The sequence below is a fragment of the Streptomyces ipomoeae 91-03 genome, from assembly GCF_000317595.1.
Taxonomy (GTDB): domain Bacteria; phylum Actinomycetota; class Actinomycetes; order Streptomycetales; family Streptomycetaceae; genus Streptomyces; species Streptomyces ipomoeae.
In genome coordinates this window covers 1-16,056 of sequence record NZ_AEJC01000065.1, presented here as the reverse complement: position 1 = coordinate 16,056, position 16,056 = coordinate 1, and the positions used below count along the sequence as shown (strand labels likewise).

The window sequence follows — 16,056 nt, the reverse complement described above, 5'->3', positions numbered from 1 at the left end:
GGACATCGGCTGGGGCAATCGCCTGCGGCCCATGCTGGCGCCCCAGGCCCCCGACGGGGCCGTACCGGACGATGTGGCGAAGGCCGTGGTCGGCGTGCTGGCCGACTGGGCGAAGGGCCCCGGAGGCTGGGCCTCCGGGGATGCCGACGCCCAGGCGCGCCCGGTCGGCGTCGTCACCATGGCGTCGCGCACCAGGCCACAGCTGATCGGCACCCTCGGCGCACGGATCGCCGAGATCGGCCGACTGCCCCTGCTGGGCTCCGTGGCGTACACCGGCGCGGTCTCGCAGGTCACCCGCAGCAACAGCGCACAACGGCTCAAGGCGCTCGACGGGGCGCTGACCGCGCCGGACGAACTGGCCGCCGCGCTCAAGGAGGCCGACGGCCCCGTGCTCCTGGTGGACGACGTGACCGAAACCGGCTGGACGCTCGCGGTCGCCGCACGCGTACTACGGCGTGCGGGCGCGAAGGGAGTGTTGCCATTGGTTCTCGCCGTACGGGGCTGAGTGAGGTCCGGGGTTGAGCAAGCGTCGATCGAGCGGAACGATCCTGCCGCTCAGGCGTTGCCATCGAGATCTGTGGGCAGGGATATAAGCGATGGATCGCCACAAAACTGTCAGTGGCCCCAATTGCTCGTTGCCGCAACCAAGTTCGGAAGGGAGAATTGGAGTCCGCTCCCCGTACGGCTCACCCGTGAATCGGTAGGGCTTCTGCTGCGGCGTGCGCTCCCCCAGTCCGACCCCGCCCGTTGTGTGGGCGCGTAGCCGAAGGGAGGATCGTGACCTTCGGATTCGCTCCGTCCTCGGCGGCCTCCGTGTCGACCTCTGCCGACCTGTCCGCCGCTTCCGCCAACCGGTTGCTCGAGCCCGCGGAATGGGCCGCCGCCGGGATTCCGCTGCTGCGCAATCCACGGGAGGTCGTCAGCGGGCTGCACGCGCGGCACCAACCCCGGCCCGCGACCGCGGTCATCGCCGTCCTGGACCCGGACGAACGACTGAGGGCGAGTGCTTCGTTCATCCGGCGCCCGGCTCCGGCCGACGGCTGGATGTTCCGTAACGCGCTGCTGTCGCAGTTGCGTCGGGTCATCCCTCACGACCTGCGACGACGCACGCCGGTGCGTACGGCCGTGCTGCTCTACTGCCGTGAGGGCGACGGGCGCTGGACGGAGGAGGACGGGGCGTGGATGTGGGGGTTGCGGGACGCCTGCACACTGCACGGACTGCGCTGCGGCGCGTACATCACCCTGACACGTGATGGCTGGCAGGTCCTCGGCGAGGGTCGCGGCGGTCGCCGCCCCCACGCGGACTCACCGGCCGAGTCGTTCTCCACGGCCATGGCACCGCCCCCGATACCGCGCACGGGCGGCGTCGCGTCCGACGTACTCCGCCGCGCGGCGGCCCGCTGAGGCAGCACCCTGCGGCTTCGACGCGACCGCTCTCTCGGGAGCCGGTGATCTGGCAGGGCAGCTCGGTCGACACCGTCGGACCCCCCACCCCGACCGCCCCACCGGCACTCGCCATGGCGTACGGGCACCTGGACGGGCATACCCACCTGCACCGGCTGCCCGGCACCCGCACCCGCACCCGCACCCGCACCCGCACCCGCACCCGCAAGCGATGCCGCATGCCGCATCCGCCCGCGCAAGCGACGCCCCCAGCACACGCCAAAACACCCCGCGGGCACGCCGAAGCGCCCCGTCGCGGGGTGTGGCCGTAAGGCGCCCTCGTCTGTTCTCCGGGCGCACGCGGCTACCCGGTGAGCCCGAAGGTCCGACCGGTAGGAGGTCCGCAGTCGCTCAGACTCCGGCGCCCAGCACCGAGTTGATCGTCGCGGGGTCGCCACAGACGATCAGCAGGGCGCGAGCCCGGCCGAGCGCCTCCGGCAGTGCCTGCGCGGTGACGGAGTCGGTTCCGCCATTGACGGCGACCACGACCACGGGACGCGGCGCGGCCCGACCGACGGCAGCGGCATCGGCGTAGAAGACGTCGTCGCCCGCGTCGTGCTGCGCCCAGTAGGCGGCCTCACCGAAGGACAGCTCATGGGCGGCCCACGGATGCGGCTCACCGGTGGTGATCACCAGTACGTCGCCGGGGGCGCGACCCGACTCCAACAGCAGGTCGACGGCTTCTTCCGCAGCGTCCAGCGCGCCCTCGGCCGAGGCCGGGATCAGCTGGATCTGCGGAGTGGCGGCCGGAGCCGAAGGTCCGGGATTGGCCGCTGTGTGCGGCGCGCGCTGGGCCGGCACCGGCCGGGCAGGACCCGGGCGGCCGGGACGCGGCGGAGCCGCGGGACGGGGACCGGGTACGGGACGGGGGGTCGGCGCGACGCGGCCGCTGGCCGGTGTGGTGCGCGGGCCCTGGGCACTCTCGTGAATCTGAGGCTCCTCGGGAATGAGAGGCATGAGCTGATGTTTATCAAACGCCGCTACGACTCGCGTCAGCGGGTGGCACATGAGTGCGAACGAATCCGTCAGAAATCGAAGCCGAGCTGACCCTCGATCTCCGGAACGCTTTCGTCCGCCCAGGTGCGGGCCTTCTTGAGGTGCCGCCACTGGGGCAGCGCATCAAGATACGCCCACGACAACCGGTGGTACGGGGTGGGGCCCCGCTCCGCCAGTGCGGCCTTGTGCACGGGCGACGGGTACCCGGCATTGGCCTCGAAAGCGAAGTCTGCATGGTCGACACCCAGTTCGGCCATCATTTTGTCGCGCTGAACCTTGGCGATCACCGAAGCCGCCGCGACGGCGATGCACGACCGGTCACCCTTGATGACCGTACGGACCCGCCACGGTGCCCCGAGGTAGTCGTGCTTGCCGTCGAGGATGACCGCGTCGGGCCGCACCGGAAGCGCCTCCAGGGCCCGTACGGCGGCGAGGCGCAGCGCGGCCGTCATGCCCAAGTCGTCTATCTCCTCCGGAGAGGCATGACCGAGGGCGTACGACGTCACCCACTTCAGCAGTTCCTCGGCGAGCGACTCCCGGCGTTTGACCGTCAGGAGCTTGGAGTCGGTGAGGCCCTCGGGCGGTCGGCGCAGTCCGGTGATCGCCGCGCAGACGGTGACGGGGCCGGCCCACGCGCCGCGCCCCACCTCGTCGACACCGGCAATGACCTTCGCTCCGGTCGTGGCTCGGAGGGAGCGCTCGACGGTGTGAGTAGGTGGTTCGTACGGCATGGCGCCCTTAGCCTACGCCGCCGAGGACCCCGTGCGACACCCAGGTTTCCCGGGGCAACATCAGCCTCACCGCGAACCGGCCGGACGCCCGTCGTGAACCCGCCCGAGCCCCGTCGTGAACCCACCCAAGACTCCGTCGTGAACCCGTCGTGAATCCGTTCAAGGCCCGCCGCAGAGCCGCCGAAGCCCCACCGCCGGACCCGCCGAAGACTCCCGCGTGAACGCCTTCGACCCTGCCGCCGGCCCCCGCGTCAGGCGGTCCTCGGACGCAGCAACGGCACCATCAACTGGTCGATCATCTCCTCGATGTCCTGCTCGCTCCATTCACTGCCGCACATCTTCGAGCGGTACATCATGATGGCCGGAATGGCGTCGAGGACATACCCGTTGGCCGCGTCGGACCGGACCTCGCCCCGCCGAATACCCCGCTCCACGACCTGCCGCAGCAGTCCGACCATCGGTTCCACGACACCCCCGATGATCACGCCATGGAAGCGCTCGGCCTGAATGTTGTCGCATTCGTGAATCACCGAGCGCAGAGCGGACCCGGGGCGCGAGAACATCGCGTCGCGCGCCTGACGGCACAGCTCCAGCAGGTCCGCGCGCAGGCTTCCCAGATCGGGGGCCTCGTCGAAGCGCGGCAGTCCGGCCTGGAGCGCGTCCGCGACGAGGTCCTCCTTGGACGGCCAGCGACGGTAGACCGCGGCCTTGCCCGTCTGGGCACCGGCGGCGACGCCCTCCATGGTGAGGCCGTTCCAGCCGACCGTACTGAGCTGTTCCAGCGCGGCGTCGAGGATCGCGCGCTCGAGCACGGCGCCGCGCCGGCGCGGGGAGGCCGTCTGAGCAGGAGCGGCCGTCCAGCGCGAAGTGACCATCTGTGTTTCTCCGTTGAGCCTGAGGGGCGGGGATCGAGGAGTACGAGCGGACGAACGAGACGCGCCACGGCGGCGACTTCGGTGAACGCTTGCGTTCACTAAGGGGGACTCACTACCGTTGACGCGACAGTGAACGCGATCGTTCACTAAGGCATTTGTGGGGGACCCATAGTGACAACCTCTCCGTTAATTCAGGATCAGAAGCCGGGAGCCGCCCGCCGGGAGGGGCACCCCGGCATCGCGCTCACCGTCATCGCAGCCTGCCAACTCATGGTGGTACTCGACGCGACGATTGTGAACCTCGCGCTCCCGCACATTCAAGACGCGCTCAAGTTCAGCACCACCGACCTGACATGGGTGGTCAGCGCCTACACGCTGACCTTCGGCGGGCTACTGCTCCTGGGCGGCCGGGCCGGTGACATCCTCGGCCGCCGCCGCGTGTTCATGACCGGCATTCTGCTCTTCACACTCGCCTCACTGCTGGGCGGTCTCGCCCAGGAGCCCTGGCAACTGCTGGCGGCGCGCGCCCTTCAGGGTGCCGGTGGCGCGATCGCCTCGCCGACCTCGCTGGCTCTGATCACGACGACGTTCCCCGAAGGGCCCGAGCGCAACCGGGCGTTCGGGGTCTTCGCCGCGGTCTCCGCCGGTGGCGGCGCCATCGGTCTGCTCGCTGGCGGCATGCTCACCGAATGGCTCGACTGGCGATGGGTGCTCTTCGTCAACGTACCCATCGGTGTCCTGATCGCCGTGCTCACTCCGATGTACATCAACGAGTCGGAGCGGCACCCGGGGCGGTTCGACATCGCGGGCGCGCTCACCTCGACGGCCGGTATGGCCTCGCTCGTCTACGGCTTCATCCGCGCGGCGGAGGACGGCTGGCGGGACGGCCTGGCCCTGGGTTCCTTCGGGGCGGCGGCGGTCCTGTTGGTCGCGTTCGGGTTCATCGAGAGCCGGGCCAAGGAGCCGATCACCCCGCTGAGGATGTTCGCCGACCGCAACCGCTCGGGCACGTACGTGATCATGCTGAGCCTGGCCGCGGCGATGTTCGGCATGTTCTTCTTCATCGTGTTGTTCGTGCAGAACGTGCTGCAGTACACACCGATCGAGGCCGGTCTCGCCTTCCTTCCGGTGACCGTCGCGATCGTCACGGGCGCCGGGCTGTCGCAGCGATTCCTGCCGGTGCTCGGCCCCAAGCCGTTCATGGTGGGCGGCTCGACGCTCGTCGCGCTCGGCCTCGTCTGGCAGACCTTCATCAGCCCCGACAGCTCGTATCTCGGCGGGGTGCTCGGCCCGATGCTGATGTTCGGCTTCGGCATGGGCCTGAACTTCGTGACGCTCACCCTGACCGCGGTCTCCGGAGTCGCCCCGCACGAGGCGGGCGCGGCGTCCGGGCTGCTCAACGCCACCCAGCAGGTGGGCGGTTCGCTCGGTCTGTCCATCCTCACCACGGTCTTCGGTACGGCCAGCCGTGACGAGGCGGAGAAGCAGGTGCAGCACTTCATGGCCAACGGCACGGCCGAGCAGAAGGCCGAGTTCGCCAAGACCCAGCAGCTGCCCGCCCCCTGGAGCCACGAAGTGCTCGCCCAGGGCATCGCGACGGCGTTCGTCCCGGCGGTCGCGATGGCGGTACTCGCCCTGGCCACCGCCGCGTTGGTGATCAGGGTCCGCAAGAGCGACCTGGACGCCCTCGCCGGCACCGCGGGTCCCGGCGTCGGAGGCTGACGGAAAACCGCAGACGGCCGGACCATGCCCCAAGAAGCGGCGAGGCGGGCGTGGTCCGGCCCTGCGTGGGAGCGCGATGTTCACAACCGTCCCCTTGAGCACGACCATGAGTCGGCAGGCCTCGATAACGGCCTTCAGCGGTACAGCGTCTCCGTCCCCAACTCACCGCACTCCGGCCCGTCGGCCCGTTCCGACACGGGCCGCCCGTCGAGGATGCGGCGGGCTTCGATGTCCCCCCAACTGGTGGCGTACCAAGGGAGGTTCGCCTCGTCCATGTCGGCCTTGATCTCCGACAGCACACACGACCGCATGGGCTCCTCAAGCCTGTCCAGGGCAGGTACGGCGTCGGCGGACAGCCCCTGTGCGTACTCGAGGTCGAACCGGCCCGTGTCCTCGTACCGCTGCACATTGCGCTCGGCGATCAGCCCGTCCGGCGACACGAGCCCGAACGCGAGCACTCCGGCGGCGGCACTGGCCGCGACGGCGCGCGGCAGCCAGCGGGCACCCCACACCCCGGCCGCCATGATGAGCACGAGGACCAGGCCGAGCCAGAGCTCCACGGCCAGCACCGAGATCCTCAGCCGCGTCAGTCCATAGGCCTCCACATACATGTCCATACGTCGCACAGCGGATGCCACGACAACGAGCGCCAGCGCGCACAGAGTTCCAAGAACAGCCCGCACGAGGGTCCGATCACTCGATCGGGTACGTGGCGCCCAGCGCAGGGCCACGACGATGACCACCAGGGTGAGCAGCGTGGCCATGAGCAGCTGCCAGAAGCCCTGGCGCGCGTACTCGGCGTACGTCTGTCCGGTTTCCTTCAGGACGGCGTCGTAGCCACCGAAGAGCACGGCGAGTTGGACGGCGTTGAAGACGGCGAAGAGCACGACGAGCCCGATCAGCGGCAGCGCCCACTCGACCCGACCACGGGCCCGGCCGGCCGGCACCTGGACCCGGTCCCAGCGGGCGGGCGCGGCGGCCGTGCGGGCCGCCGCCAGGGTCCCGAACAGGCCCACCATGAGGAGCAGGACCCGCCAGGGCCCGTCGGACACGGAGACGTCCGGCACCAGCGCGCCGAGCAGATCCGCGAACGCAGCGTCCGCCCCGGCGAACAGCGCCCCGAAGACGAACAGCAGCACCGCGGCCACGCCCAGCCCCCGTAGCAGCGGTGCCAGGCGGCCCCGGTCCCCGCCCGCGCGTTCGCGCAGCCCCTGCCAGGCCCACGCAGGCCCGGTGACCACCGAGGTGAACACGCCGATCGGACCGAGCAGCACGGCGGGCCAGCTGCGGCCACCGTGCAGTGCGAGCGAGCCCGCCGCGAGGGCGGCGACGACGGCGAGGAACGAGGGCCACTCGGCGGCGCGCAGCACGGGCACCGTCAGCAGGGCGAGCCCGCCGACGCCCCAGACGAGCGCCCACGCGCGCGGGCGCCTGCCTGCCCTCCGCCCGGCGAAGTACACGGCCAGCGTGGCGGGCACGGCGACGATCAGCAGATTGACCGAGGTCCCCTCGCCGAGCAGCAGCATGCTGAGGACGCCAGTAGCCAGGGCGGCCCACAGGGTCGCGGTGCGGATCGGCGCGGGTTCCTCAAGCCCCAGGTCGACCGACCGCGACGACACGGGCGGTGGTCCGCCCGGTATCGGCTCGGACGCGCCTGCCCGACGCTCGGACACGGCGTCCTCGGGCGCTCCCGCACCCGATCGGCGCTCCCCAGCGGCAGCTCGCGCCCTGGGCGTCGGCTCCGGCCCTTCCGGCCCGCTGGGCTCGGACGTGGACGGTGTTGACGGTGTTTCGGACACGGGACCCCCTCCCCCGACCGGCCCTCACCCACCACCGCACGCAGCGTGCCGCTACGGCAGAAGGTTCGGGGCCGGTGTCTCGTCGCCGCGTCTCGTCATGATCAACAGGCGGCGTGGCGGACAGGCTATGCCGTGCCAGAGCTCCCGGCGGTAGCCGAGGAGCGCACTGTGGCACTCCTGTGACAGTTGAGGCGGTTGGGGAAAGGGGGTCCGGGGAAGCACGTCCCTCTTCGGCTGCCCTATGCCACCGGCACCCAGTCCGGCAGCCCCTCTGTCTGCGCGACCCACGCCTCAGGTGGTGTACCGGCCTTCCCGGCGGCGACCACTCCCCCGACGATCGCGCAAGTCGTGTCGACGTCGCCACCGGCCTGGGCCGTCGTCCAGAAGGCCTGCTCATAGTCACCGAGGGCGCGTGCGGCGGACCAGAGTGCGAACGGCACGGTGTCGTGCGCCGTCGTACGCCGTCCGCAACCCAGTACTGCGGCGACGGTGTCGGCGTCGTCGTAGTCGAGCATGTCCCGGGCGCGCCGCAGTCCCGCCCCGACAGCGCTCTTCGGGACGAGCGCGATGACACCGTCCAGCAGGGCGCCCGCGCTCGGCGGTCCCGCCGGGTCGGCGGCGAGGGCGGCGGCTGCGGCAACGGCCATGGCTCCGACGACGCCCTCGCGATGCTGGTGCGTGGGGTACGCCGAGATCTCCGCCTGGTGCGTCGCCTGCTCCGGGTCGTCCGCGTACCAGGCCCCCAACGGGGCGATCCGCATGGCCGCTCCGTTGCCCCAGGATCCCTGGCCGTTGAAGAGGGCGGAGGCCAGCTCGCGCCAGTCGCCGCCCTCGCGGACCAGGCGCAGCAGACGATTGACCGCGGGTCCGTAGCCCCGGTCGAAGTCGTGGTGCACGGCGAAGGAGCGGGCGAGCGCGTCCTGGTCGATCCGGTGGTGGGCCGCGAGAACGGCCACGACAGAGCAGGCCATCTCGGTGTCGTCGGTCCACTGCCAGGGTCCGGGCGGGGTCTCGCGGCGCTTAAGCAGCGGATAGTTCGCGGGTACGAAGTACTGCGAGCCCAGCGCGTCCCCCACCGTGAGTCCGCGCAGGCTGGCCAGGGCACGCCCCAGGCGGCCGTCAGGAGAGGAGTCAGCGGTCATCGCACTGCCACTCTAACCGGTGGGTCCATACGATTCCGGGTCCCGCCAGCGGTCGAACGGCCGGTCGAGCGTGTACTTGCCGTCGTCTCCGAGAACGAGCATCCGCATCTCGGCGTTCCCCGGGTTGGACAGCGACTCGAACTCCGCGACGGTCCAGTGGAACCAGCGCATGCAGAACAGCCGCATGGCGAGCCCATGGGTGACGAGCAGGACGTTCGGTGGATGGTCGGGGTCCTCGAAGCTGCGGAACAGACTCTCCAGGAAGCCGCCGACCCTGTCGTACACGTCGGCGCCGGACTCGCCCTGCGCGAAGCGGTAGAAGAAGTGCCCGTAGGCGTCCCGGTAGGCCTTCTGGAGGCGTACGTCGTGGGGGTCCTGCCAGTTGCCCCAGTCCTGCTCGCGCAGTCGGGGCTCCTCGCGTACGCGCACCAGTTCGGGGTCCAGATGGAAGGCCTGGAATGTCTCGTGCGTCCGGCGATAAGGGGAGACGTAGACGCTCACGCGCTCCCGGCCGAACACCTCACGCAGCCGTTTGCCGGTCTCCTCGGCCTGCCGCCAACCCCGCTCGGTGAGCGCCAGGGCATGGTCGGGTTCGCGTTCATACACGGTGTCATCAACATTGCCCGTTGACTCCCCGTGCCGGACAAGGACGATGCGCCGTGGTCGTGCCATGCCAAAACCCTAAAGGGGACGGGGCCGGATCGAGCACTCGTCCGGGTTCCTTACGGCGTAGGTCACACAAGTCCTGCCCCTTCAGGACACTCGATCAGCGAGTCCACTTTTCAAACTCGCAGCCGCCCCATGGGTTCGGATGATCCGGATTCCAAACCGTCCGAGTCCGGATTTCAAACTGACCTCAGACCGTCCAGCTCGGTTCCAGCTCCACAATGTCGCCCGCGAGGGCGGCGACGTCCGCTTCGATCTGGGCCCGCAGGGCGAGGCGTTCGATGCGTTCGACGCGGTACTTGCCGTGCTCGGCGGCCGACTGCCACATGGAGAGGATCACGAACTCATGACCCGGCGCCTCCCCGAACAGACCGCGCACCATGCCGGGGGAACCGGCCATCGCGGGATTCCAGACCTTCTCCTGCATCAGCGCGAAGTGCTCGGCCCGCTCCTCGTGGACACGACAGTGCGCGACCCGTACCAGATCGGCGTCCGTGAAACGCGGCTCGAAGCCGGTTTTCACGTCGAACCGGTGGTCGAAGAGCTTGACCTGCATGTCCTTGTAGGTGCCGGACTGCGAGGCGGCCAGCCGGTCATGGGAGCGGGCCATGAAGGAGTCGTAGAAGGCACGGCTCTCCCAGAACGAGAAGGTGTGTGCCACCCCGGGTCGTGCACGGCTCCAGCCCCCACCCTGTCCACGGAATCCCGGCTCCCCCAGAAGCCCCGCCCACTTCCGCTGCCCCCGCTCGAAACCGCGGCGGTCGACCACGGTGCAGCGAATCCACTTGACCAGCACCGCGCCATGGTAAGGCCACGGAACGTGGCGCCGGTCACGCTCCGGCTGGTTGAACCAGGGCGAGCGCCCCCGCGCGCATGGGAGGATGGGCAACTGGCCTGGACTGCCAGGAAGTTCGACCCGAACGCACCGGAGAACGGGGAGGAGAGTTCTGTTGAACGGCCTCAACAAGGGCATCCGCAAGGTCGAGGTGTCACTGAAGTGGGATCCGAGCCCCACCGGGCAGCCGCCCACGGATCTCGACCTCATCGCGGCGACCTACCCGGCGGCCGATCCGAGTGGGAGTCCCGCCTATGTCGTGCACTTCGACAGCCGCTCGCCCGACGGCACCATCGCCCTCAACCGCGACAGCAAGACCGGCCAGGGCTTCGGCTGGGACGAGGTCATGACGGTGGAGCTGAACCGCCTCGACCGCCGGTACGGCCGGGTCGTCGTCGGCGTCGCCATACAGCAGCGGACCGGCACCAGGGCCTTCGTCAATGTCCAGAAGCCCGGCCTGCGCATCCGCGAGGGCTACACCGTCCTGGCGGAGGACGACTTCGGCACCGTCCTCGGGTCGACGGCCGCCACCGTGGCCGAGTTCGTCCGCGACGACTCCGGTGAGTGGACCTTCAACCCGGGTATCCACGGCTACGACGAGGACCCGGCCACCTTCGCCCAGATCATGGGCGCCCCACGCGAATCCTGACCCGTACGCCCCCACGCAAGCCGAAGGGCGGCACGACCACTGGCCGTGCCGCCCTCAGTGGCTCAAGGCGTCAGCTGCAACCGCTCGTCGAGCCGCAGCCCTCGCAGATGTAGCAGGAGCCGGCTCGCTGCATCTTCGTGCCGCAGGAGAAGCAGAGCGGGGCGTCGGCCTGGATGCCCAGCTGCATCTCCACCAGTTCGGCGCTGGTGTGGGCCTGCTTCGGGGCGGGCTTGACCACCTCGTCGTCGGCCTTCGGCGTGGCGACGGCCTTCAGACCGGACTGGCGCGGCGCCGACTGGGCGAGGCCCTCGACGTCGACCTCTTCCTCGATCGGCTCGTAAGAACCGGTCTCCAGATGACGCTGACGCTCCTCGGCGGAGTGGATACCGAGCGCCGAACGCGTCTCGAAGGGCAGGAAGTCCAGCGCCAGGCGGCGGAAGATGTAGTCGACGATCGACGCCGCCATCCGCACGTCCGGGTCGTCCGTCATACCGGCCGGCTCGAAGCGCATGTTCGTGAACTTCGAGACGTACGTCTCCAGCGGCACGCCGTACTGCAGACCCACCGAGACGGCGATGGAGAAGGCGTCCATCATGCCCGCGAGAGTCGAGCCCTGCTTGGACATCTTCAGGAAGACCTCGCCCAGGCCGTCGTCCGGGTAGGAGTTGGCGATCATGTAGCCCTCGGCGCCACCGACGGTGAAGGATGTGGTGATGCCGGGACGGCCCTTGGGGAGGCGCTTGCGGACCGGGCGGTACTCGACGACCTTCTCGACCGCGGTCCGGATCGTCTCCTCGGCCTTCTCGGTGATCTCGGCCTTCTCCGTCTCCTTGGTCTTCGCGGAGAGCGGCTGGCCGACCTTGCAGTTGTCGCGGTAGATCGCGAGCGCCTTGACGCCGAGCTTCCAGGCCTCGAAGTAGATCTCCTCGACCTCCTCGACGGTCGCCGTCTCCGGCATGTTGACCGTCTTGGAGATGGCGCCGGAGATCCACGGCTGGATCGCGGCCATCATGCGGACGTGGCCCATCGGGGAGATGGCGCGCTCGCCCATGGCGCAGTCGAACACCTCGTAGTGCTCCTGCTTGAGGCTCGGCGCGTCGATCACATTGCCGTGGTCGGCGATGTGGGCGACGATCGCCTCGATCTGCTCCTCCTGGTAACCCAGGCGGCGCAGGGCCTGCGGGACCGTGCCGTTGACGATCTGCATCGAACCGCCGCCGACCAGCTTCTTGAACTTGACCAGCGCCAGGTCCGGCTCGACACCGGTGGTGTCGCAGGACATGGCCAGGCCGATGGTGCCGGTCGGAGCGAGTACGGACGCCTGCGAGTTGCGGAAGCCGTTCTTCTCGCCGAGGCGGAGCACGTCCTGCCAGGCCTCGGTGGCGGCGGCCCACACCGGGGTGTCGAGGTCGTCCATGCGGACGGCCGTGCCGTTGGCGTCGGAGTGCTGCTTCATGACGCGGTTGTGGGCGTCGGCGTTGCGGGCGTAGCCGTCGTACGGGCCGACGACCGCGGCCAGTTCGGCGGAACGGCGGTAGGCCGTACCCGTCATCAGGGAGGTGATGGCACCGGCGAGGGCGCGGCCACCGTTGGAGTCGTACGCGTGACCGGTCGCCATGAGCAGGGCGCCGAGGTTGGCGTAGCCGATGCCGAGCTGGCGGAAGGCGCGGGTGTTCTCGCCGATCTTCTGGGTCGGGAAGTCCGCGAAGGAGATGGAGATGTCCATCGCGGTGATGACCAGCTCGACGACCTTCTGGAAGCGCTCGACGTCGAAGGACTGGTTGCCCTTGCCGTCGTCGTTCAGGAACTTCATCAGGTTCAGCGAGGCCAGGTTGCAGGACGTGTTGTCCAGGTGCATGTACTCGCTGCACGGGTTCGACGCGGTGATCCGGCCGGACTCGGGGCAGGTGTGCCAGTTGTTGATGGTGTCGTCGTACTGGATGCCGGGGTCTGCGCAGGCCCAGGCGGCGTCGGCGATCTTGCGGAAGAGCGTCTTGGCGTCGACCTCCTCGATGACCTCGCCGGTCATACGGGCGCGCAGGCCGAACTTGCCGCCCTCCTCGACCGCCTTCATGAACTCGTCGTTCACGCGGACCGAGTTGTTGGCGTTCTGGTACTGGACGGACGTGATGTCGTCGCCGCCCAGATCCATGTCGAAGCCCGCGTCGCGCAGGACGCGGATCTTCTCCTCTTCCTTGACCTTGGTCTCGATGAAGTCCTCGATGTCCGGGTGGTCCACGTCGAGGACGACCATCTTGGCGGCGCGGCGGGTGGCACCACCCGACTTGATCGTTCCTGCGGAGGCGTCGGCGCCGCGCATGAAGGAGACCGGACCGGAGGCGTTGCCGCCGGAGGAGAGCAGTTCCTTGGAGGAGCGAATGCGGGAGAGGTTCAGGCCGGCGCCGGAGCCGCCCTTGAAGATCATGCCCTCTTCCTTGTACCAGTCGAGGATCGACTCCATGGAGTCGTCGACGGACAGGATGAAGCAGGCGGAGACCTGCTGGGGCTGCGGGGTGCCCACGTTGAACCACACGGGGCTGTTGAAGCTGAAGATCTGGTGCAGGAGGGCGTACGCCAGTTCGTGCTCGAAGATCTCGGCGTCGGCGGGCGAGGCGAAGTACTTGTAGTCCTCGCCTGCCTTCCGGTACGTCTTCACGATGCGGTCGATGAGCTGCTTCAGGCTCACCTCGCGCTGGGGGGTGCCGACGGCACCGCGGAAGTACTTGCTGGTGACGATGTTGACCGCGTTCACCGACCAGAAGTCGGGGAACTCCACGCCGCGCTGTTCGAAGTTGACCGAACCATCGCGCCAGTTGGTCATGACGACGTCACGCCGCTCCCACGCCACCTCGTCGTACGGGTGCACGCCGGGGGTGGTGTGGATGCGCTCGATACGCAGGCCCTTGCTCGCCTTGGTGCCCTTGGCGCGGGAACTCCGTGCCGGACCGCTCGCCGTCTCTGTCATGCCGCCTCCCTGTACGGGCGAAAACGCCCTGAAGTGCCACGTTGTTCCGTGGCACGGTGTTTCTGTCTTGTGCCGCGACCCGGCTCGCACAGCCGTCCGCGACAGGTCTGAAATCGCCGCCGATCGTCCGGTCCTGCTGGTCCGGCGGGCGGCCCGCCGGTCAGTCGGCGGCGTGGGCGGGCACGGGGACTTGGGCAGCCCCTCCGGACCCGCGGTCGTTCTCCCGGCGCTCCCCGACCGCCTCGTCGACGTCCTCGTCGTCCGCGTCGGGGTGCTTCTCCTGCGCTTCCCTCAGTTCCGCGATGGCGGCCTCGAAGTCCTCCAGCGAGTCGAACGCCCGATAGACCGAGGCGAACCGCAAGTAGGCGACGAGGTCGAGCTCCTGCAACGGGCCGAGTATGGCCAGCCCCACGTCATGGGTGGTCAGCTCGGCGCTTCCGGTCGCGCGCACCGCCTCCTCGACCCGCTGGCCGAGCTGGGCGAGCGCGTCCTCGGTGACAGGCCGCCCCTGGCATGCCTTGCGCACGCCGTTGATGACCTTGGTACGGCTGAAGGGCTCGGTCACGCCGGACCTCTTGATCACCATCAGCGAGCACGTCTCCACCGTCGTGAAACGACGGGAGCAGTCCGGACACTGGCGGCGCCTGCGGATCGACGTGCCGTCGTCCGTCGTACGACTGTCGACGACGCGGCTGTCGGGGTGCCTGCAGAAGGGACAGTGCATAACTCCAACCCTCCTCACAGCACGACTCAATAGCCCCACAAGGCCTCTTGGGCCCCGCGAAGCAGCCCCCAGCATAGGCGATGACCATGGGCTCGAAGACCGGGGGGACCACAACTTCTGGGCCACTACCGCAATCCAACCACTAGATGTGGGGCTTGGCTCGTAAATCCACCCACGACGCGCGTGTCGCACACGTACCGGCACGTGCCGCACGGTCGTACCGTCACGGGACGGACGGGGATACGGTGGGCGCCACGGGAAAGCGAGGCCGGTGCCCGGTTGACGGACCACCGGGTGGCAGACTGATCCGCACGGCGGGAGCGGCCCACAAGGTCCGGACCCCGGCGGTGAAGAGTACAGCAATGATCTCTTTTGTCCGCCGGGCGCGATGCGAGCCATACACCTGGACACCTGATCACGTCAGGTAATCAGCGGTTTTTCACTCGAACGTGTGTTTGGCGCAACCTTTCGAAAGCAACTACCGTTGTGCTGCACGGGAGACCATCGAGAGGGGCCGACGTGACCACGACCGCAGACAGTGCCACCATCACTGCCCAGGACCGTTCCCAGGGCCGACTCGAGCCGGTGCATGCGATGAACGAAGCCACGAACCATGAGGGGCCCAAGCGCGCCCTGCCCGGCCGACCTCCAGGCATCAGGGCGGACAGCTCTGGGCTCACCGACCGGCAGCGCCGGGTCATCGAAGTCATCAGGGACTCGGTGCAGCGGCGCGGATACCCGCCGTCGATGCGGGAGATCGGCCAGGCGGTCGGCCTGTCCAGCACGTCCTCCGTGGCACATCAGCTGATGGCCTTGGAGCGCAAGGGCTTCCTGCGTCGGGACCCGCACCGCCCGCGCGCGTACGAGGTCCGCGGCTCCGACCAGGCGACGGCGCAGCCCACGGACACCGCGGGCAAGCCGGCGGCGTCCTATGTCCCGCTCGTCGGCCGGATCGCCGCCGGTGGCCCGATCCTGGCCGAGGAGTCGGTGGAGGACGTGTTCCCGCTGCCGCGGCAGCTCGTCGGCGACGGTGAACTGTTCGTCCTGAAGGTCGTGGGTGACTCGATGATCGAGGCCGCGATCTGCGACGGCGACTGGGTGACGGTCCGCCGCCAGCCCGTCGCCGAGAACGGCGACATCGTGGCCGCCATGCTGGACGGCGAGGCCACCGTCAAGCGTTTCAAGCGCGAGGACGGCCATGTGTGGCTGCTGCCGCACAACGCCGCCTACGAGCCCATCCCGGGTGACGACGCGACCATCCTCGGCAAGGTGGTGGCGGTACTGCGCCGCGTCTGACCCCAGCGGCGGGCGGACCCCCGTATCCGCCCCCGCCCCTGATCCGGGCCCCGGAATCCTCTGCGCCGGTTCCGGGGTCCTGGGCTGTCCGGGGCCGGTTCGCTTGGCAGGGCCGGTTCGCGTTGCGGGGCCTGTTCGAGGCCCACCCGGGTCGGAGGCCCACTGAAGAAGGCGTTCGCGGGCTGTCTCGTTCGTGGACTGTCCGAAGAGCGG

The 16,056-nt window shown here is 69.3% G+C and carries 13 protein-coding genes and 1 pseudogene; 5 read left to right on the top strand and 9 right to left on the bottom strand.

What is annotated here, in order from left to right:
• Positions 1-505: pseudogene (locus STRIP9103_RS04275) on the top strand (recombinase RecQ); the annotation flags it as partial.
• Positions 506-777: 272 nt separating this feature from the next.
• A complete protein-coding gene (locus tag STRIP9103_RS04270; protein WP_009298467.1) occupies positions 778-1,404 on the top strand; it encodes a hypothetical protein in 627 nt (208 codons plus the stop codon).
• Positions 1,405-1,794: 390 nt separating this feature from the next.
• Here STRIP9103_RS04270 and STRIP9103_RS04265 read toward each other — a convergent pair whose 3' ends face one another.
• From STRIP9103_RS04265 to STRIP9103_RS04255, 3 genes are all read right to left on the bottom strand, one after another.
• On the bottom strand, positions 1,795-2,400 hold the full coding sequence (locus STRIP9103_RS04265) for a hypothetical protein (protein ID WP_078613793.1): 606 nt from the start codon (positions 2,398-2,400) through the stop codon (positions 1,795-1,797).
• A gap of 68 nt (positions 2,401-2,468) precedes the next feature.
• Positions 2,469-3,170 carry a ribonuclease HII gene (locus STRIP9103_RS04260; RefSeq protein ID WP_009298476.1) on the bottom strand — a complete coding sequence of 234 codons (702 nt, stop codon included), beginning with the start codon at positions 3,168-3,170 and terminating at the stop codon, positions 2,469-2,471.
• 251 nt (positions 3,171-3,421) lie between these two features.
• On the bottom strand, positions 3,422-4,045 hold the full coding sequence (locus STRIP9103_RS04255; RefSeq protein ID WP_009298468.1) for a TetR/AcrR family transcriptional regulator: 624 nt from the start codon (positions 4,043-4,045) through the stop codon (positions 3,422-3,424).
• A 171-nt stretch (positions 4,046-4,216) separates the two neighbouring features.
• On the opposite strand from STRIP9103_RS04255, the gene STRIP9103_RS04250 reads away from it, so the two are divergent.
• Positions 4,217-5,767, top strand: a complete 1,551-nt coding sequence (locus STRIP9103_RS04250) for an MFS transporter (protein ID WP_009298463.1) — start codon at positions 4,217-4,219, stop codon at positions 5,765-5,767.
• 134 nt (positions 5,768-5,901) lie between these two features.
• Here STRIP9103_RS04250 and STRIP9103_RS04245 read toward each other — a convergent pair whose 3' ends face one another.
• The 4 genes from STRIP9103_RS04245 to STRIP9103_RS04230 all read right to left on the bottom strand — a co-directional run bounded on the left by STRIP9103_RS04245 (position 5,902) and on the right by STRIP9103_RS04230 (position 10,170).
• Positions 5,902-7,365: a DUF4153 domain-containing protein gene (locus tag STRIP9103_RS04245; protein WP_048819667.1), complete on the bottom strand. Its 1,464-nt coding sequence runs from the start codon at positions 7,363-7,365 to the stop codon at positions 5,902-5,904.
• 440 nt (positions 7,366-7,805) lie between these two features.
• Positions 7,806-8,708, bottom strand: coding sequence for an ADP-ribosylglycohydrolase family protein (locus tag STRIP9103_RS04240; protein WP_009298475.1), 903 nt, complete (start codon positions 8,706-8,708; stop codon positions 7,806-7,808).
• A gap of 12 nt (positions 8,709-8,720) precedes the next feature.
• The gene (locus STRIP9103_RS04235; protein ID WP_009298473.1) at positions 8,721-9,380 is read right to left on the bottom strand and encodes a histidine phosphatase family protein; all 660 of its coding nucleotides are present in this window, start codon (positions 9,378-9,380) and stop codon (positions 8,721-8,723) included.
• Positions 9,381-9,564: 184 nt separating this feature from the next.
• Positions 9,565-10,170 carry a YdbC family protein gene (locus tag STRIP9103_RS04230; RefSeq protein ID WP_078613792.1) on the bottom strand — a complete coding sequence of 202 codons (606 nt, stop codon included), beginning with the start codon at positions 10,168-10,170 and terminating at the stop codon, positions 9,565-9,567.
• An 85-nt stretch (positions 10,171-10,255) separates the two neighbouring features.
• On the opposite strand from STRIP9103_RS04230, the gene STRIP9103_RS04225 reads away from it, so the two are divergent.
• On the top strand, positions 10,256-10,858 hold the full coding sequence (locus STRIP9103_RS04225; RefSeq protein ID WP_078613791.1) for a TerD family protein: 603 nt from the start codon (positions 10,256-10,258) through the stop codon (positions 10,856-10,858).
• A 70-nt stretch (positions 10,859-10,928) separates the two neighbouring features.
• Here the strand turns inward: STRIP9103_RS04225 and STRIP9103_RS04220 are convergent, their stop codons facing one another.
• Positions 10,929-13,823: a vitamin B12-dependent ribonucleotide reductase gene (locus STRIP9103_RS04220; protein ID WP_009298466.1), complete on the bottom strand. Its 2,895-nt coding sequence runs from the start codon at positions 13,821-13,823 to the stop codon at positions 10,929-10,931.
• A 160-nt stretch (positions 13,824-13,983) separates the two neighbouring features.
• On the bottom strand, positions 13,984-14,547 hold the full coding sequence (gene nrdR, locus STRIP9103_RS04215) for a transcriptional regulator NrdR (protein ID WP_009298474.1): 564 nt from the start codon (positions 14,545-14,547) through the stop codon (positions 13,984-13,986).
• Positions 14,548-15,066: 519 nt separating this feature from the next.
• On the opposite strand from nrdR, the gene lexA reads away from it, so the two are divergent.
• Positions 15,067-15,843 carry a transcriptional repressor LexA gene (gene lexA / locus STRIP9103_RS04210; RefSeq protein WP_009298469.1) on the top strand — a complete coding sequence of 259 codons (777 nt, stop codon included), beginning with the start codon at positions 15,067-15,069 and terminating at the stop codon, positions 15,841-15,843.
• Positions 15,844-16,056 lie beyond the last annotated feature (213 nt).